This window comes from Roseofilum sp. KMC-1, from assembly GCF_057802075.1.
Map to the genome: position 1 here is coordinate 961,911 of NZ_CM173605.1, position 17,371 is coordinate 979,281.

General features: G+C 46.3%; 14 protein-coding genes. 8 read left to right on the plus strand and 6 right to left on the minus strand.

Features of this window, described 5'->3' with window-relative positions:
* Nucleotides 1-89: 89 nt before the first annotated feature.
* The 5 genes from AC3FZD_RS04645 to AC3FZD_RS04665 form a co-directional block, all read right to left on the minus strand.
* Nucleotides 90-2,321, minus strand: a complete 2,232-nt coding sequence (locus AC3FZD_RS04645) for a DUF8459 domain-containing protein (RefSeq protein WP_488739008.1) — start codon at nt 2,319-2,321, stop codon at nt 90-92.
* Between the two features lie 79 nt (nt 2,322-2,400).
* On the minus strand, nt 2,401-3,657 hold the full coding sequence (locus AC3FZD_RS04650) for a serpin family protein (RefSeq protein WP_488739009.1): 1,257 nt from the start codon (nt 3,655-3,657) through the stop codon (nt 2,401-2,403).
* 344 nt (nt 3,658-4,001) lie between these two features.
* Nucleotides 4,002-4,223, minus strand: a complete 222-nt coding sequence (gene vapB / locus AC3FZD_RS04655; RefSeq protein ID WP_488739010.1) for a type II toxin-antitoxin system VapB family antitoxin — start codon at nt 4,221-4,223, stop codon at nt 4,002-4,004.
* Nucleotides 4,224-4,251: 28 nt separating this feature from the next.
* A complete protein-coding gene (locus AC3FZD_RS04660) occupies nt 4,252-5,436 on the minus strand; it encodes a tetratricopeptide repeat protein (RefSeq protein ID WP_488739011.1) in 1,185 nt (394 codons plus the stop codon).
* An 84-nt stretch (nt 5,437-5,520) separates the two neighbouring features.
* Entirely contained in the window at nt 5,521-6,345 is an 825-nt protein-coding gene (locus AC3FZD_RS04665; protein ID WP_488739012.1) for an ATP-grasp domain-containing protein, read from the minus strand.
* 330 nt (nt 6,346-6,675) lie between these two features.
* Here AC3FZD_RS04665 and pcrA point away from each other — a divergent pair, with 330 nt between their 5' ends.
* Nucleotides 6,676-9,066 carry a DNA helicase PcrA gene (pcrA, locus tag AC3FZD_RS04670; protein WP_488739013.1) on the plus strand — a complete coding sequence of 797 codons (2,391 nt, stop codon included), beginning with the start codon at nt 6,676-6,678 and terminating at the stop codon, nt 9,064-9,066.
* Nucleotides 9,067-9,290: 224 nt separating this feature from the next.
* A complete protein-coding gene (gene argC / locus AC3FZD_RS04675; protein WP_488739014.1) occupies nt 9,291-10,352 on the plus strand; it encodes an N-acetyl-gamma-glutamyl-phosphate reductase in 1,062 nt (353 codons plus the stop codon).
* A 44-nt stretch (nt 10,353-10,396) separates the two neighbouring features.
* Here the strand turns inward: argC and AC3FZD_RS04680 are convergent, their stop codons facing one another.
* A complete protein-coding gene (locus AC3FZD_RS04680) occupies nt 10,397-10,591 on the minus strand; it encodes a ssl0294 family protein (RefSeq protein WP_488739015.1) in 195 nt (64 codons plus the stop codon).
* A 149-nt stretch (nt 10,592-10,740) separates the two neighbouring features.
* On the opposite strand from AC3FZD_RS04680, the gene purC reads away from it, so the two are divergent.
* The 6 genes from purC to lpxB all read left to right on the plus strand — a co-directional run bounded on the left by purC (nt 10,741) and on the right by lpxB (nt 17,264).
* On the plus strand, nt 10,741-11,469 hold the full coding sequence (gene purC, locus AC3FZD_RS04685; protein ID WP_488740265.1) for a phosphoribosylaminoimidazolesuccinocarboxamide synthase: 729 nt from the start codon (nt 10,741-10,743) through the stop codon (nt 11,467-11,469).
* Between the two features lie 145 nt (nt 11,470-11,614).
* Entirely contained in the window at nt 11,615-13,849 is a 2,235-nt protein-coding gene (locus tag AC3FZD_RS04690) for a BamA/TamA family outer membrane protein (RefSeq protein ID WP_488740266.1), read from the plus strand.
* Between the two features lie 2 nt (nt 13,850-13,851).
* The gene (gene lpxC, locus AC3FZD_RS04695) at nt 13,852-14,679 is read left to right on the plus strand and encodes a UDP-3-O-acyl-N-acetylglucosamine deacetylase (RefSeq protein ID WP_488739016.1); all 828 of its coding nucleotides are present in this window, start codon (nt 13,852-13,854) and stop codon (nt 14,677-14,679) included.
* Between the two features lie 25 nt (nt 14,680-14,704).
* Complete coding sequence (gene fabZ, locus AC3FZD_RS04700) at nt 14,705-15,199, plus strand: 3-hydroxyacyl-ACP dehydratase FabZ (RefSeq protein ID WP_488739017.1); 495 nt, start codon at nt 14,705-14,707, stop codon at nt 15,197-15,199.
* 46 nt (nt 15,200-15,245) lie between these two features.
* Nucleotides 15,246-16,049: an acyl-ACP--UDP-N-acetylglucosamine O-acyltransferase gene (lpxA, locus tag AC3FZD_RS04705; protein ID WP_488739018.1), complete on the plus strand. Its 804-nt coding sequence runs from the start codon at nt 15,246-15,248 to the stop codon at nt 16,047-16,049.
* Between the two features lie 42 nt (nt 16,050-16,091).
* Nucleotides 16,092-17,264 carry a lipid-A-disaccharide synthase gene (lpxB, locus tag AC3FZD_RS04710; RefSeq protein WP_488739019.1) on the plus strand — a complete coding sequence of 391 codons (1,173 nt, stop codon included), beginning with the start codon at nt 16,092-16,094 and terminating at the stop codon, nt 17,262-17,264.
* The last annotated feature ends 107 nt before the right edge of the window (nt 17,265-17,371 follow it).

Genomic DNA, 17,371 nt, shown 5'->3' on the forward strand with positions numbered 1-17,371 from the left:
TCTTATATCAATTAAAAATTTTCATGTCGGCGACAGCCGAAAAAATTTAAAATGGGTATGGATTGAGGGCTACTACCTCGGAGAAAGGGCTAATCCTCAGTAAAAGTAGAATCGGTCTCTGTATTTTTTTCGATTCCCCGTTCATCGGGGCGATAAAACTCCGTTTCTTTGACGCGATAATGCTCCGCATCGCTTACGCGATAATGCTCCGCATCGCTTACGCGATAATGCTCCGCATCGCTTACGCGATAATGCTCCGCATCGCTTACGCGATAATGCTCCGCATCGCTTACGCGATAATGCTCCGCATCGCTTACGCGATAATGCTCCGCATCGCTTACGCGATAATGCTCCGCATCGCTTACGCGATCGCCCGTGGGTGAAGGAGGAGAATATTGCGCTTCATCTGAAGGGGTTTCATCCGCATAAAAGCGATAGAAAAGGGGGCCATCTTCAAATTCATGCTCATCTAAAACATGATGAAAAATTCCCATATCCAGCATCATTTGTCCCATGATTACCGCTTCCGGACGGGTGGCTTGTTCATGCTTCGTTAACCAATCTACGGCTTCAGAACCAATAAAGCAGTGAGAAAAGACTTTTAAACCATAGCGACGATCGCGAATAGAAACCCCTTCCGGGCCTCGCATTCGTTGAATGATATCCTCCCAATCATATTCGGGCTGAATTGGAGGCGGTTCGGGGATGGGCATCGGGGGCGGTTGCCAATTCTCTCGCCCCTGTTGTTTTAACCAAGCATCGGTGACTTGTTCGAGTCCAGGCAGTTTAAGATGTAAATCCCGTTGCGGAAAGGGAATTTGAATCCCATACTCTTGTAAATATAGAGCCATATGATGGAGTAAATGGGTCTTGACCTTCGGTTGTTTTAAGGGGTCTCGAATAAAGACCACGATGCGAAAACTCAGGGCATTCTCTCCAAAACCTCTAAATTGGGCTTTCGGTGGGGGATGGCGGAGAATTTCCGGGTGGGGAAGTTGGGCAACGGCCAGCAGGATATTATGAACCCGTTGTATATCCGAACCATAAGCGACATCCACATACACTTTGAGACGAGTTAAACCGGTACGATTCCAATTTTGTACTTCTCCTTCAATAAAGCGGGAGTTAGGAACCATGATGGTAATGCGGTCAATGGTGGTGATTTCAGTTACTCTGGGGCCGATCCGTTGCACCAGGCCTTGAAAGTCTCCCACCTGCACCAGTTCCCCGACTTGGATGGGCCTCTCAAAGATCATAATTAGACCGCTAATAAAGTCTTTGACAATATTTTGTAGACCGAACCCGATGCCCACACCGAGGACACTAATCACGATCGCCAAGGAGCTAAAGTCTACCCCACTGAGGGTGAGAATTAGCAGAAATCCAATAAATAGGAGACCATAGCGAATGAAGAAAGCGATCGCCTGTTGGGAGTGGCGATCGACTCCCACTAGGGGGACAATTTTTGCCTTCAGAACTTGGGTAAAGGAGTTAGTCAGGAAGATTAAGGCGATCGCCATTATCCCAATTAACAGTAAATTATTTAGGGATAAACCCCGTTCTCCGATCGTAAAAATTTGGGCAGAAAACAGATCTCTTAACAGAATATAGGTGCGATATAACCAACGACGACTGAGGGGAAAAAGGTTGGTTACATAAGAGATAAAGATAATCCAGGTGGCGACTTGCAACAGGATCAGAGCTAAGATTTTCCAGGAAGTCTTAATTAGTTTCCCATCCTGTATTTTTTGCCGTCGTAAGCGTCGCTGGAACCAAAACCACAGACTTTGCAGAACCAGGGCTACCCCCGTGGCGATGGCGGCCATTTTAATCGCCCAAGCTCTATAAATGGGGGTTCTTTCCCGGCGAGCGCGTTGCAGGGCTTGTTGAATCTGGTATTGCCAAAATTGAGCTTGTTCTAGGGAAGGTTGCCCTGGCATCATATCCCCTTGAGTCACCGTTATCAGGTGACGGTTATTCACTTGTAAACTAACTTGACTATCATTCTCAACAATAGTGACTTCAGGCGGGGTATCAGAGGCGATCGCCCCATCCAATTTTTCCTGTAATAATTGATTAACTTGGGTGGCTCTTTCCTGAGCGCTAAAGTTGCCCGAAGCTTCCACCTCAAACAATTCATAACCATCTAAGACAATGGGGGCCCTTGCTGCTACCGTAGCCTTCGGTGGGGTTTGGCTCCATCCGGGTAAGCAGAGGGTTAATCCCACTGCCATTAAAGCCCATACTGCGATCGACAGCAGTTTGGCGATCGCTCTTCTGTGACATTTGTTTAAATCGGCCCTAGGGCGAAGTCCCACCATCTGTCCCTACTCCTGATTCCTGATTTTCTCAGTTCAGTTTATAGTCTTTTTCCCCAAGGGTCTAGAACATCATAGGGGATTATTCAGGATTAACCATTGATCCCAAGAACAAAGGAGTTTGGGTTTCATGGTCGTAAATAGCACAGAAAAAGGGACGATCGACCACCATGGTAAAGGGATTGGATGGCGGACGAATTGAGGTAGCGACAATGCCAACGGAGGTGGAAGCAGCCGCTTCTGTGCCTTTTTCGTTGACTTCGACAAAGGTTTTATGCTTGACTTGATCGATCTTGGCAGAACTATCACTAATTCCAGAAAAATCAGCCTGTTGACTAAAGGCTAGATCCATGCCTAATGCAGATAAAACGGGTTTGAGTTCTACTCCATATTCTAGTTTAAATTTAGGCAGGGTAATTGAACCCTCTTGTTCTTGAAATTGACCGAGCCAAGTTTGCCAAGTGTTACTGTTGAGTTGGGCATAAAATTGGGATAAATTTTGCTCAGGTTGGGGCAAAAAGACATAGAGACTAAACCGGCCATTACCATAGGGTAAGCGTATGGCTTGAAATTGCTCGTTTTCGAGGTAATAATAACTCCCGGTTTGGAACATCATCGGATGTTGTTTTTGTTGTCCATTGGGGAGATGAAACGGACGCTCTTGGGTGAGATTAGGATTAAATTCGTTTTGCCATTGTCCCTTAAAATAGGTGGCATTAATGAGGAAGAGGAGATCGTTGGGATTAATTTGATCGACCATTTGGGTGATTTTACCTTGGGTTTGCTGCTTCACCCAATCATTGATACGCTTAGGAGCAGCCGGATCGGTAAAATCTAAGGATTGGAGGTTGGCATCATAATAGGTTTTGGTTTGTTGTAAGAAATCGGGTTTAAAGTTAATGTCATTTCTGCCCCAAAGAGAATTGGCTAATTTGAGCTGAATGGAGTTATCGGTATTTTCTAAGTGCTGTTTGAGATTGGCGTAAGCTTGATTAATGTCAGTTAAGCTCATGCCTTGGAGTTCTAAGGCATTAGCCATGGCGGTTTGAGTGTCTCCTGATGCGCCATTGTAGGTCATGGTGAGGGCGATCGCCACACTCGCAGGAGAAATAAAGATATTTTGGTTTTTTTCTTGTGCTAAAAGTTGCTGCCATAGCTTGAAGCTAAAGCGGGTATGAGCATCGGTTAATTGGGGATTCACAGCAGCATTGGGTTGAGTGACAATGGGTAGAGAGGCAATCGCCCCTGGAGTTGTCGGCCGAAAACATCCCCACAACCCCAAGAGGACTAAACCGGTTGTCATCATCATACCGAGCTTTTTTAGTGTTAGTGCAGTCATTATCTTGAGCTTCCAGAATTAGGGATCTATATTTCTGAGCATGTCACAGGGTTTTGCGGATGGATGAGGTGTTACCCTTTCTGTAACCGATGGGAGTAGATGGAGATTTTTAGGGCGATCGCCCTAATTTTGTGCCGATCTATGCCGATAGACGCTGAATTGGATACAGATCAAAGGCTGAATCAGCAGTGATGATAACTAGGGAATAATTGATTGCTTGAGCAATCAACATTAGTAGAGCTGATTATCTGTATCCTCAAGAATTCCTTTAGCCAGCAAGCTGAGTTGACTATTACTTTGAAGATACCAAATTAAAATATTAGTATCTATTAAGATTTTCATGGCTACATATACTCAGCAAAATCTTCAAGGGGTTCATTAAAGTCATCTGCAATCCAAATCTGATCTTTCCAAATACCCAGTCCACCCCGTTTATTAGTCTTAGTTTCTGGACTAGATGGATTGCCATACTGATGAGCCAAAAACTCAGTGTACAGCAAGACGGCTTGCTTAACCGATTGAGGGAGGTTTTCAATATTTTTAATAATATCGGATTCGATGGTCATTTGGGCTACTCCTAATTTCCTATATTAACTACCCATTACCCATTTTATCCCCATGCTCTAAACTTTTCTGGGCCTTTTCTCGACAGGTGTGCAAAACAGGATCGTCCGGTTCCATTTCCAAAGCCCGATCGCATACTTCCAGAGCTTCCCCATCCCGTCCTAAATTCAGCAGGGAAATCGCCTTATTTTTCCAAGCTGCATAGAAACTTGGTTCTAAATTTAGCGCCTGCTCAAAACTGCTTAAGGCTAATTCAAACTGTTGTAACTGAAACTGAGCCATTCCCCGGTTATACCAGGTTTGTTCATCGTTCGGATCAATGGTGATGGCGCGATCGTAGGCGGCGATCGCCTGTTCAAACTTCTGTAACTTAAATAACAAATCCCCCTTCATGCCCCAGACGATCGCCGACTGAGCATTCAAACTCAGGGCCCGATCCACAGAGGCGATCGCCCCCCGTAAATTCCCCTGTTGCTCCTGCTTCACACTCGACTTCATCAGCGCCCTAACCTGTAACTCCTGTAACACCTCCTCCGGATTACTCCTCTCAATTCCCATCTGTTGCGCCAACTGTTGTGCCATCTGCGGTCGTAATTGCAACAAACGCAACACCCCCGACAAACTATTCAAAGACGGCAACTCTAGACTCGATTCAGGAGATTTGACCGCCGGTTGAGGACGTTTTGGAGGCTCTACCTTCTGCTTGGGAGGTTTAACAATAGGCTTTTTCTCAATGACTGGAGGCGGAACAATGACCGGTTTTTCCTCCACCACTGGCGCTTCTTCCACCCCTTCCGGTTCCGGTTCCCTCGGTCTTTCCAAAAGCGCCGAACCAATCTCACCCGCAAGTTGCCCCAAAGCTTCCCGGTAAACCTCCCCCAACCTCACCATCCGTCGCCCTAACTCCAAATTCGGCGATCGAGACCCCAACACCCGCTCACCAAAGCGCTCTAACCATCCTAACCATTCCCCCTCAGTCGCACGCTCTTCCCATTGTCTGAGAAAACCCCGAATTTCTCCCTCTTGCCATCCTTGTTCACTCACCCCTTCCAGAAGCTCATTAAACAAAAATTCATAGTGAGTATAGCTCAGGGGAAGGCCTTCAGGGGCACTAAAATCAGCAACCTCATTTCCCCCTAACCTTTGCCATAACTTACGCCACCATTGAGATAAACGAGCCAGGAGACTTCGCCATAATTTTCGCCAATCTAGCATCAGTAATCTTAATTCCTACAGAGCTGCTACCAGATTAATCCATTCTCTGAGAATTTCCACCGCTCATGCCCCTTCCTCTCCTTACTAAGCCATCAGAGACTTTAAAAGCTTCTCAAACACCTCAACCACTAACTGCTCTGAATTATCGCGAATAAAGATCCCATAATTAGGATTTGAATTAATTTCGATTAACCATAACTTCCCTGACTTATCTCGCGCAATATCAAATCCTCCATAGTTAATTGGCAATCGCTCAAAAACAGGTTTGATAAAATCTTCCATTTGGCTCATTAGATCTCGATCCTGGATATAAATGGCTTGAGCGCCTTCCCAATGCAAAGGACTTAAATTGCCCGTAAAAATAGCATTTTTAATATTTTTCTCATACAGCAATATCAAACCTTGATTGAGAAAAATAGCCCGATATTCTGTATCAATCTGGATCGCTTCCTGGGCTAGGGCAACATAGTCATAATCTTTATTGTTGCGATTGAAAATGTGGTATAAAGAGGCTTCAATCTGACTAGATTCCTGACAGAGAAAGACATTCATTCCACAAGATCCCGTATTTTTTTTCACAATGGTGGGTAAGGTGAAACGATCTTCAATATCTGCTCTAATTTCCGGAATACTTTTACAGATAGCATAGTTTTTATAAGTGGAAACCTGGGGATCGACATAGGCAGACGTTCTCGGCATCGCCACCCGATCTTTGAGGAGATGATAAGTATAATCTTTATCTTTAACAATTTTCATCATCGACCCCGTTAACAGGGGAGTAAATCCATTGACAAACAAATAAGGTTTATCGAGATTAACTTGGATTACATTTCGATTAGGGTGAACCATCTCATAATCCAGGTTTAAAGACTTGCAAGCTTCCAATAAAAGGCGAATATTGGTGAACATTAGGGCCGCTTAAAAGTAGGAATGTGAAGGAGCAGAGAAAGACCAGGATAATCTGAGATGGTCTAGATATCCGTTCATTCTTGAATGCCAAAGTAGATGATAGCACAAGGGATAAATTTTGAAAATAGTCCGATCCTGAAATTTTTAAGGTCGAATTAGAGGGATTTTTGATTTAAACTCAACAGCCCTACTCCTGAATAAATCCCCTTTAATCATGAACTTCGTTTTTAGAGAAGATGAAAACTCTATTTATTTTGAATTTCCCTAAGTATCACCAGTAATGTTATAATGTCATCTTTCGTTTGCCGTAGACTCAGCCTTGTTTCGACCATGACCCAAACCTCAGATTTTCTCAGTGTTCTCAATCCTTCGCAACGAAAGGCGGTTGAGCATGTGTGTGGCCCGATGTTGGTGGTTGCCGGTGCAGGTTCGGGGAAAACTCGTGCCCTCACCTATCGGATTGCCCATTTAATTTTACGGCATCGGGTGAATCCAGAACAGATTCTGGCGGTAACTTTTACCAATAAAGCCGCGCGGGAAATGAAAGAGCGCATTGAGCGCCTGTTTGCCGAGCAGTTGGCTCGCAGTTCTACGGGGCGCGATTGGGAGGATTTGGGGGAAGCGGAACAGATGCGGTTGCGATCGCGCATCTATCAAGAGTATATTAAACCCCTATGGGTCGGGACATTCCACGCTTCCTGCGCTCGAATTTTACGCTACGACATCGATAAATACCAAGATGAAACCGGCAGACGATGGGATAAACAGTTTTCTATCTTTGATGAATCAGACGTGCAAAGCCTGGTCAAAGAAATTGTCACCAAAGACTTAAATCTAGATGACAAAAAGTTTAACCATAAATCCGTTCGTTACGCCATTAGTAATGCCAAGAATCAAGGCTTATCACCCCAAGACTTCCACAGAGAACAACCCAACTATCGGGGACGGGTGATTGCTGAAGTTTATGAAATGTATCAGAAGCGGTTAGCCGAAAATAACGCTCTCGATTTTGATGACTTAATTTTAGTTCCCGTCAGATTACTGCGACAAAATGAGCAGGTTCTAGCCTACTGGCATAACCGCTTTCATCACATTTTAGTTGATGAGTATCAGGATACCAATCGTACCCAATACGATCTCATTCGCTTGTTATCTACCGGTGGAGTCCAGAGCCTTAACGATAAAGATTGGCAAAATCGCTCTATTTTTGTCGTCGGAGATGCCGATCAATCCATTTATAGCTTCCGCATGGCTGATTTTACCATTTTGATGGATTTTCAAAAAGATTTTGGCGATGGTTTGCCGGATCGCAACAGCCAAACTATGATTAAATTAGAAGAAAATTATCGCTCGCGAGAAAATATCCTACAAGCAGCGAATCACTTGATTCAAAACAATAAGGAGCGGATTGATAAGGTGTTACGTCCCACTCGTGATTCAGGAGTTCCCATTACCTGCTACCAAGCCGATAATGAAGTCGAGGAGGCAGAATTTGTCATTCGTCAGATTCGTCAACTCGAACAAAAGAATCCAGATGTCAATTGGGGCAGTTTTGCCATTTTGTATCGCACCAATGCCCAGTCCCGTGCCTTTGAGGATGTGTTGGTGCGGCAAAATATCAAATATCGGATAGTAGGAGGCTTAAAATTTTACGATCGCAAAGAAATCAAGGATGCCATTTGTTATCTGCGCTTATTGATCAACCCAGCCGATACCGTCAGCTTATTGCGAGTTATTAATGTTCCCCGTCGCGGCATTGGCAAATCCACCTTAGATCGACTCTTAAGCGCATCAGCAGAACTCGGTATTCCCCTATGGGAAATCATCAGCGATGAAACCTCTGTACGAACCTTAGCAGGACGCTCAACCAAAGCAGTGATGAGCTTTTATAACCTCATCGACCGTTGGCAATCTCGTGTAGAAACTGAAACAGCTTCGACCATTGCCCAAGGTATTTTAACCGACTCCGAATATCTCAAAGATCTCAAATACCAGGGAACAGATGAATCGGAAAATCGCTTACAAAACCTACAAGAACTCTTTAGCGCCATTACCCAATATGAGGAAGAAACGGGCGATACCCATCTCTCCAGCTATCTCAATTATGCCCCCTTGCAATCCGACTTAGATAATCTGGAAGAAGGGGAAAATGCAGTCACCTTAATGACGCTTCATGCCGCCAAAGGACTAGAATTTCCCATTGTCTTTTTAGTGGGTTTAGAAGAGGGTTTATTTCCCAATTTTCGCAGCATAGATGATCCCGCAGCTCTAGAAGAAGAACGGCGCTTATGTTATGTGGGCATTACCCGCGCCCAGGAGCAACTCTTTTTAACCCATGCCCAAGAAAGACGGTTATGGGGCAACCGAGAACCCGCGACTCCTTCCCAATTTTTAGCCGAGCTACCCCGTGAGTTATTAAGGGGCAGTCATACCTATCAATCTAGAGTCAATGCCCCCAGTCTAGAGCCTGAAAAACCTTCTGCAAAAACCATCAGTAAGCCAGTGAAGAACAACGAATCTAAGAGTACAAGTAAGGTAAAAAATAACGCCGAAAAAAATCAAGGTTGGCAAGTCGGCGATCGCGTCCTACACCGTAGCTTTGGTGTCGGACAAATTACCCATGTATTCGGGAAGGGAGAACAGCAATCAGTCGCTGTTCAATTCACGGGTTTCGGGCGCAAAATTATCAACCCTAAAGTGGTTCCTTTACAAAAATTATAGTCATTTGTGTTCCGAGCTAGGCTAGATTAACCCCTAGAGGCAACACTGGGACAAAATGTATAAAAAAATATTTTTAATTTTTAATTTTTAATTTTTAATTGAATGTCCGTTTTGGTACTACAATGCAGCCAACCTTTAAACCTTCAGGGTTCCCTTACCTAGAACCCTGAATTCGGATCTAAACTCTAATCACGTAAACTCTACATTTCACTAAGGGTCACATCATGGGAGATAATGGGCAAGTCACCGTTGGTATCGTGGGCGCTTCTGGCTATGGAGGCGTGCAACTGGTGCGGATGTTATGCGAACATCCAAAACTGGATTTGGTTTATTTAGGAGGCGACAGTAGCGCGGGTAAATCCTATGGGGATATTTACCCCCATTTAGCCCATCAGGTTAATCTTACGGTTGAATCTATTGATATTGATAAGATTGCCTCTCGCTGTGAGGTCGTATTTTTAGGATTACCGAATGGGTTAGCCTGCAAAATGGCTCCCCAATTGCTCGAAAGAGGCTGTTTGGTTCTGGATCTGTCGGCAGATTATCGGTTAACCGATATGGAGGTTTATAAAGCTTGGTATGGCAGCGAAGACCGGGCTGATGATGAGGTACTCTCGAAGGCAGTGTATGGATTACCGGAAATTTACCGCGATCGCATTCCCCATACCAATCTCATCGCTTGTCCGGGATGTTACACCACTAGCAGTTTACTAGCGATCGCCCCCTTACTCAAACAAGGATTAATCGAACCCGATACCCTCATTGTTGATGCCAAATCCGGAACATCCGGAGGGGGAAGACAAGGTAAAATTAATCTCCTCTTAGCAGAAGCCGATAGCTCCTTCTCAGCCTATGGGGTAACCCGTCACCGACATACCCCCGAACTCGAACAAGTCTGTAGCGATTTAGCCAGCCATGAAGTCAAAGTGCAATTTACCCCCCATCTGATTCCCATGGTACGCGGGATCTTAGCCACAGTTTATGCTACCCTGCGCGACCCCGGTTTAGTCCGGGAAGACTTACGCACCATTTATAGTGTCTTCTATCAAAATTCCCCTTGGGTGCGGGTCTTACCCAATGGCATCTATCCCCAAACCAAGTGGGCTTGTGGAACCAACCTCTGCTACCTCGGCTTAGAAGTGGATGCGCGTACCAATCGAGTGATTGTGATGTCAGCCATTGATAACCTCATTAAGGGGCAAGCTGGCCAAGCTATTCAATGTCTGAATCTGATCAAGGGTTGGGACGAAACCTTGGGTTTACCCCAATTAGCCTTTTATCCCTAACCCATATGGGGGAGAGGCAATAGCAGCCCTTCCCCCAGATGAACTTAATCAATTTCAATCGATTGCGGGCCAGAAGAGGAATGAGTATCGGTTTCTGGGGCGCTGATTTGTCGATCAAGCCAGGTTTTAATCGGATCTTCTGATAAATTGAGCCGTAACACCCCAGAACAGAATCCCCCGAAAAAGGCTACGGGTTGTTGGGTAAGTTCTTGAAAAATAGGCATAAATTGATCGAACATGGTTCAAGAAGAATAGGCTGTATGGTGCTATTGGGATTGTAGCGTGTGGTTTACCAAAATTTACAAATTCCCACCTTAACTAATTCGCTAATCACTACCCCAAAAAGAGGTATGGTTAAGGCTAATAGGTTATGAATTCTCAACGCTTTATGTCACAAAAGACGCAACTGTACGAAGGGAAAGCCAAAATCGTTTACCAAACGGAAGATCCTGATGTCCTACTCTCCTATTTCAAGGATGATGCTACGGCGTTCAATGCTCAAAAACGGGGAACCATTACCGGTAAGGGACAGATTAATTGTGCGATCTCCAGTCATTTATTCCAAATGCTGGAAGCTCAGGGTATCCCCACCCACTATATTGACTGCCCTTCAGAGCGGGAAATGCGGGTAAGGGCGGTAACAATTGTGCCCATTGAGGTCATCGTGCGTAACCGTGCTGCCGGGAGTCTCTGCAAACAAACCGGTTTAGCTCTAGGAACCGAAATCGATCCGCCTCTGGTAGAATATTGCTATAAAAATGATAGTTTAGGCGATCCTTTGCTAACTCGCGATCGCCTCCTGCTCCTCAACCTCGCTACACCGGAAGAACTCGACCATATCCGCCAAATGTCCCTGGACATCAATCGTCACCTCAGCGCCTTTTTCCAGGAGTGCGGCATTATCCTAGTTGATTTTAAGCTGGAATTTGGGCGCGATCGCCAAGACCATATCCTCCTCGCCGACGAAATTAGCCCAGACACCTGTCGTTTATGGAAACAGGACGAAACTGACCCCCAAGCGCGTATCCTAGATAAAGACCGCTTTCGTCAGGATTTAGGCAATGTTGAATCTGCCTATGAGCAAGTGCTAGAGAGAGTTTTAGGCAAGGGAAAATGAAAATACCTCTTCAGAAGTGTTAAGTTAAGGGGTTGATTGAGGTATTCTGGCTGGAGTCGTAGGATTTCTCCAATCCTAATAACCGATTCAACAGCCAAGCCAACTGTTCAATGTGGTGTGTGGAAGTTTACGGAACGTGAAAACAATGCGCTTGTCTCCTATCTGGTTGACCTTATTAACCACTTCGGCAACTCTCGGTTTGGTTGATTCTGTCCAAGGTCAAGTTTTAAACCCTACTGCGGAAACAGTAGACCCTTCTTCTAAATCTTTAGGAGAAAAACTGGCATTTACGCCTTTTTCTGAAGTCAAAGAAAATGTATTAACGGAGCAACAAACCTTAGCCTTTACCCCACTTCCTCAACCCCAACCGTTAGAGGGAAAATCTCAACAACTCGCATTTACTCCTTTTTCTGAAGTCAAAGAAAATGTATTAACGGAGCAACAAACCTTAGCCTTTACCCCACTTCCCCAACCCCAACCGTTAGAGGAAAAATCCCAGCAACTCGCATTTACTCCTTTTTCAGCCGTACAAGAAAATGCGCTACCAGCATCCCTAACCGCTCAAGTGAGCCAAAATAATGACTCATCGCCAACAGAACCGAGAGTATTGGTAGCAGAAGTAGTTGTTCTGGGAGTAGAGGGAGACTTAAGAAATCGAGTATTTGAGGTCATTAGTACCCAAGCTGGACGCACCACTACCCGTTCTCGACTGCAAGAAGATATTGATTCTATTTTTGCTACGGGATTCTTTGCTAATGTGCGAGCTACTCCGGAGGATACCCCATTAGGTGTTCGCGTTACATTTGAAGTAGAGCCTAATCCAGTTTTAAGACAAGTTAGGATTAATGCTAATCCAGGAACAGATATTCCTTCCGTTGTTCCCCAGGAGGCGATTGATCGAATTTTTGGAGATCAATATGGCAAAATCCTGAATCTGCGCCGCTTCCAAGTGAGCATTCAAGATTTGAACACTTGGTATCAAGAAAATGGCTACATTTTGGCACAGGTAGTAGACACTCCCGATGTGAGTGAAGAGGGTACAGTTACCCTAGTGATTCCTGAAGGGGTAATTGAAGGAATTGAGATTGTTTATCTGAATCGAGAGGGACAGGATACAGAAGAAGATGGAACTCCAGTGAGGGGAAAAACACGGGAGTATGTTGTTACTCGGCAATTGAGTTTACAACCGGGAGATATTTTTAATCGGGATAGGATTCAAGCCGATTTACAGCGAGTGTATGGCTTGGGTATTTTCCAGGATGTGAATGTGACATTAAATCCGGGAACCGATCCCACTAAAGTAGTGGTAGTGCTGAATGTACAGGAACAAAATACGGGATCGATCGCCGCAGGAGGTGGTATTAGTTCTGCTAGTGGTCTATTTGGTTCTTTAAGTTATCAAGAAACGAACTTTGGGGGCAAAAACCAGACCCTGCGTACAGAAGTGCAACTTGGAACCCGTGACTTCTTGTTCGATGTTAGCTTTAGCGACCCGTGGATTGGCGGAGATCCGAACCGTACAGCTTATACCATGAATGGATTTAGACGGCGATCGATCTCCCTGGTTTATGATGGGGATGAGAACCCGATCCGCTTAGAAAATGGCGATCGCCCCCGCGTTCTGCGTACCGGTGCAGGCATTCGCTTTTCCCGTCCTTTGGGCGAAGACCCCCTAAAACCCGATTGGATAGGCTCCCTAGGCTTACAATACCAGCATGTTTCAATCCGCGATGCCGATAATGAACTCACCGCTAGAGACGATGAAGGGGAACGTCTAGCCTTCCATAATACCGGCGTTGATGACCTGCTCATGCTCCAGTTTGGCATGGTTCGCGATCGCCGCAACAACCCAGCCCAACCCACCAGTGGCTCAGTCACCCGCTTCAGTATCGAGCAGTCCATTCCCTTAACCAGCGTCGTCATGAGCCGTCTGCGGGGCAGTCATACCTTCTATGTCCCCGTTAAATTCACTAACTTCAATGAAGGCTCCCAAACCCTAGCCTTTCAAATTGAAGGGGGTGCAACCTTGGGAGACCTTCCCCCCTATGAAGCCTTCATTCTTGGCGGTCTAGAGTCAGTTAGAGGCTTTGCAGAAGGAGATCTAGGCAGTGGTCGCTACTTCCTCGAAGGAACTGTAGAATATCGCTTCCCCGTCGCCAAACTGTTTGGAGGCGTATTATTTATTGATGCCGCCAGCAACCTCGGATCGGGTAGTGCCGTAATTGGTGACCCCTCCGGACGCAGGGGATTGCCTGGCTCAGGAGCAGCCGCAGGCGTTGGAGTCCGCATCAACACCCCCCTAGGCCCCATCCGTGTTGACTACGGATTTACCACCGATGGCAGTAGCCGAGTCCACTTTGGGATTGGAGAAAAATTTTAATCATGGCGATCGCAACTCCCCTAACCCAACCCTTTACCCAATCCGGTATCGGTCTGCATAGTGGCCTCGAAACCCAAGTCAAAGTTCTACCCGCCCAACCCGGAAGCGGACGCTACTTTGTGCGCGTCGATCTGCCCGATCAACCCACCATTCCCGCCCAGATCGAAGCCGTAAAATCCACCCTCCTCTCCACAGAACTCGCGGTCGGTGAGGCCAGCGTCCGTACCGTCGAACACCTTCTCGCCTCCCTGTTTTCCCTAGGCATCACTGATGCCCGGATCGAGATCGACGGCCCCGAAGTCCCCCTACTCGACGGTTCAGCCCTCCCTTGGGTCGATATCATTCGCGCCCATCAACAAGAAGCCGGACATTTGCCAGTATCGGAGAAAACCTTAAGCGAACCGATTTCTATTACCGATAAAGATGCCTTTGTCGCCGCCATTCCTGCCCCCCAACTGCGCTTTACCTATGGCATCGAGTTCGACTTGGAGGCGATCGGTCAACAATGGCACAGTTGGCAACCCGATCGCCAACCCTTCAGCACCACCATCGCCCCCGCTCGTACCTTTGGCCTGGCCCCCCAAATTGAAACCTTACGGGCGCAGGGGTTAATTAAAGGTGGTAGTCTGGATAATGCTCTCGTTTGCGGCCCTGAAGGTTGGCTCAATCCCCCCTTACGATTTGCCAATGAACCCGCCCGTCATAAACTCTTAGACCTGGTGGGCGACCTGAGTTTATTAGGAGTTCTCCCTGTAGCTCACTATCTGGCATTCAAGGCCAGCCATCATCTTCATGTGCAACTGGCGAGGAAAATTGCCCAACTGATTTAATTCCTATTGTTGATTGTCTAAACCCATGTCCACAGAAACCCAAACCAGCCCAGAAACCTTGGCTCTCGATCCGACAAACATCGTTTTTAGCGTGGAAGAGATTCATCAACTCATTCCCCATCGCTATCCCTTCGCTCTAGTTGATCGGATTATTGCCTATGAGCCGGGTAAGCGGGCCGTGGGACTGAAAAATGTCACGTTCAATGAACCCCAATTTCAAGGGCATTTTCCCGGCCGTGCCATTATGCCAGGGGTATTAATGGTCGAAGCCATCGCCCAAGTCGGGGGGATTGTGGTGGTGCAAATGCCAGATTTTCCGGCGGGATTATTTGCCTTTGCGGGTATCGATAGGGTCAAGTTCCGCCGTCCTGTCGTTCCCGGAGACCAGCTAATCATTACGGCAGAAATTACGAAAACTCGCCTAAAAGCCGGATTTGCAGTAATGCAAGGCAAAATAGAAGTCAATGGTGATTTGGCCGTAGAAGGAGAACTTAAATTTTCTATTCTCAGTCAAGAGTAATTAATTATTGGTTTTTAGAGACAAGATTAAACAGAATGGGGGAGATATGACCACCCTAATTCATCCAACGGCTGTCATCAAAAGTGGTGCTAAGGTTCATCCAACGGTGAGCGTTGGCCCCTATGCCGTAATTGGAGAAAATGTGACCATTGGGGCAAATACAACCATCGGCCCCCATGTGGTGTTAGACGGATGGACGGAGATTGGAGAAAGAAATGAAATTTTCACGGGAGCGGCTATTGGCTTGGCTCCCCAAGATCTCAAATATGATGGGGCCCAAACTTGGGTCAGAATTGGTAATGATAATTGTATCCGGGAATATGTGACCATTAATCGGGCTACGGGGCCGGATGAAGCGACGATTATCGGCGATCGCAATTTATTGATGGGTTATGTGCATGTGGCCCACAACTGCGCGATCGAAAATGAGGTGGTCGTGGCTAATTATACGGGTTTTGCCGGCCATGTGGTGGTGGAATCCAAGGCTAGAATTAGCGGCCTGTTAGGGGTTCACCAGTTTGTCCATATTGGCAAAATGGCGATGGTGGGCGGCATGAGTCGGATCGATCGCGATGTGCCCCCTTATATGACGGTAGAGGGAAATCCAGCTAGGGTGCGATCGCTCAATGCCATCGGCTTAAAACGTTCTGGATTAACTCAGGAGGATTTTGGCCTCCTCAAACAAGCCTATCGAATACTCTATCGATCTGAGATGACCTTCATGAGAGCAATAGAACAGTTAAGCACTTTACCGGAAACCGAACCATTACGCCACCTACAGCAATTCCTGCATCAATCCATAACTGACCCAGGCCGTCGAGGCCCCATTCCAGGGAATAAGGCTGAATAGCCTATTCCCTATTCTCTATTCCCTATTCCCTATTCCCTTCCCATGACCACTATTTTTATCAGTACCGGTGAAGTTTCAGGGGATTTGCAGGGCGCTCTTTTAGTGGAAGCCTTGCTCCGTCAAGGTCGCCAACAAGGTTTAGATCTGGAAATTTTGGCCTTGGGGGGGCAGCGCATGGCTGATGCGGGGGCAACATTGCTCGGTCAAACTATGGGAATTGGTTCTGTAGGACTTTTCGAGGCTCTCCCTTTTGTGTTGCCTACGCTGAAAATTCAGGAGCAAGTGAAGCGTTATTTACGACAAAATCCTCCGGATTTGACGATTTTGATTGATTATATGGGGCCGAATTTGAGTATAGGGGGCTATTTGCGCCGCCATTTACCTCAAGTGCCGATTGTGTATTATATTGCCCCCCAACTCTGGGTTTGGTCTCAGAATCAACGGAATACTCAAAAGGTAGTCGAAATTACGGATTTATTGCTGGCGATTTTCCCAGAAGAGGCACGCTATTTTCGGGAGCATCAGGTTAATGTTAATTGGGTGGGACATCCCTTGATTGACCGAATGCAAGGATTCCCCTCCCGCGAGCAGGCTCGTGCTAAGTTGGGCATTGGAGAGGATCAAAAGGCGATCGCCTTAATGCCCGCTTCCCGTCGCCAAGAGATTAAGTATTTAATGCCGGTGATGTTTGCAGGGGCACAAAAAATTCAGCAAAAACTCCCAGAGATTCAATTTTGGATTCCCTTGTCTCTACCAGAGTTTCGAGAACCCATTGAAAGGGCGATCGCCCATTTTGGACTGAATGCCACCCTTGTGGATGACCAAGTACGGGAGGTTTTAGCCGGTGCAGATTTGGCAATTTGTAAATCGGGTACGGTGAATTTGGAATTGGCTCTCTTAGATGTGCCCCAGGTGGTAATGTATCGCTTAAATGCCTTGACAGCTTGGATCGCTCGCCATATTGTCAAGCTCTCTTTACCCTATATTTCTCCTGCCAATTTAGTAGAAATGAAACCCATTGTCCCGGAATTTCTCCAAGAACAGGCGACTGCGGAAGCCATTAGCCAAAGCGCGTTAAATCTCTTATTAAATCCCCAGATCCGCCAAGAAACCCGACAAGGCTATGCACAAATGCGCCAAGCACTGGGAGAACCTGGAGTATGCGATCGCGCCGCGACAGCCATTTTGGAATTCTGGCGATCGTCAAAGCTGTAAGCAGCAAGACGAATAGGAATTTTTTTATCCCCTACCGTATTAAAATAAACTTCAAAGCCGATCGATTGGTATTAAAGGTGCATTAAGGTGATCGATCCAGAATATAG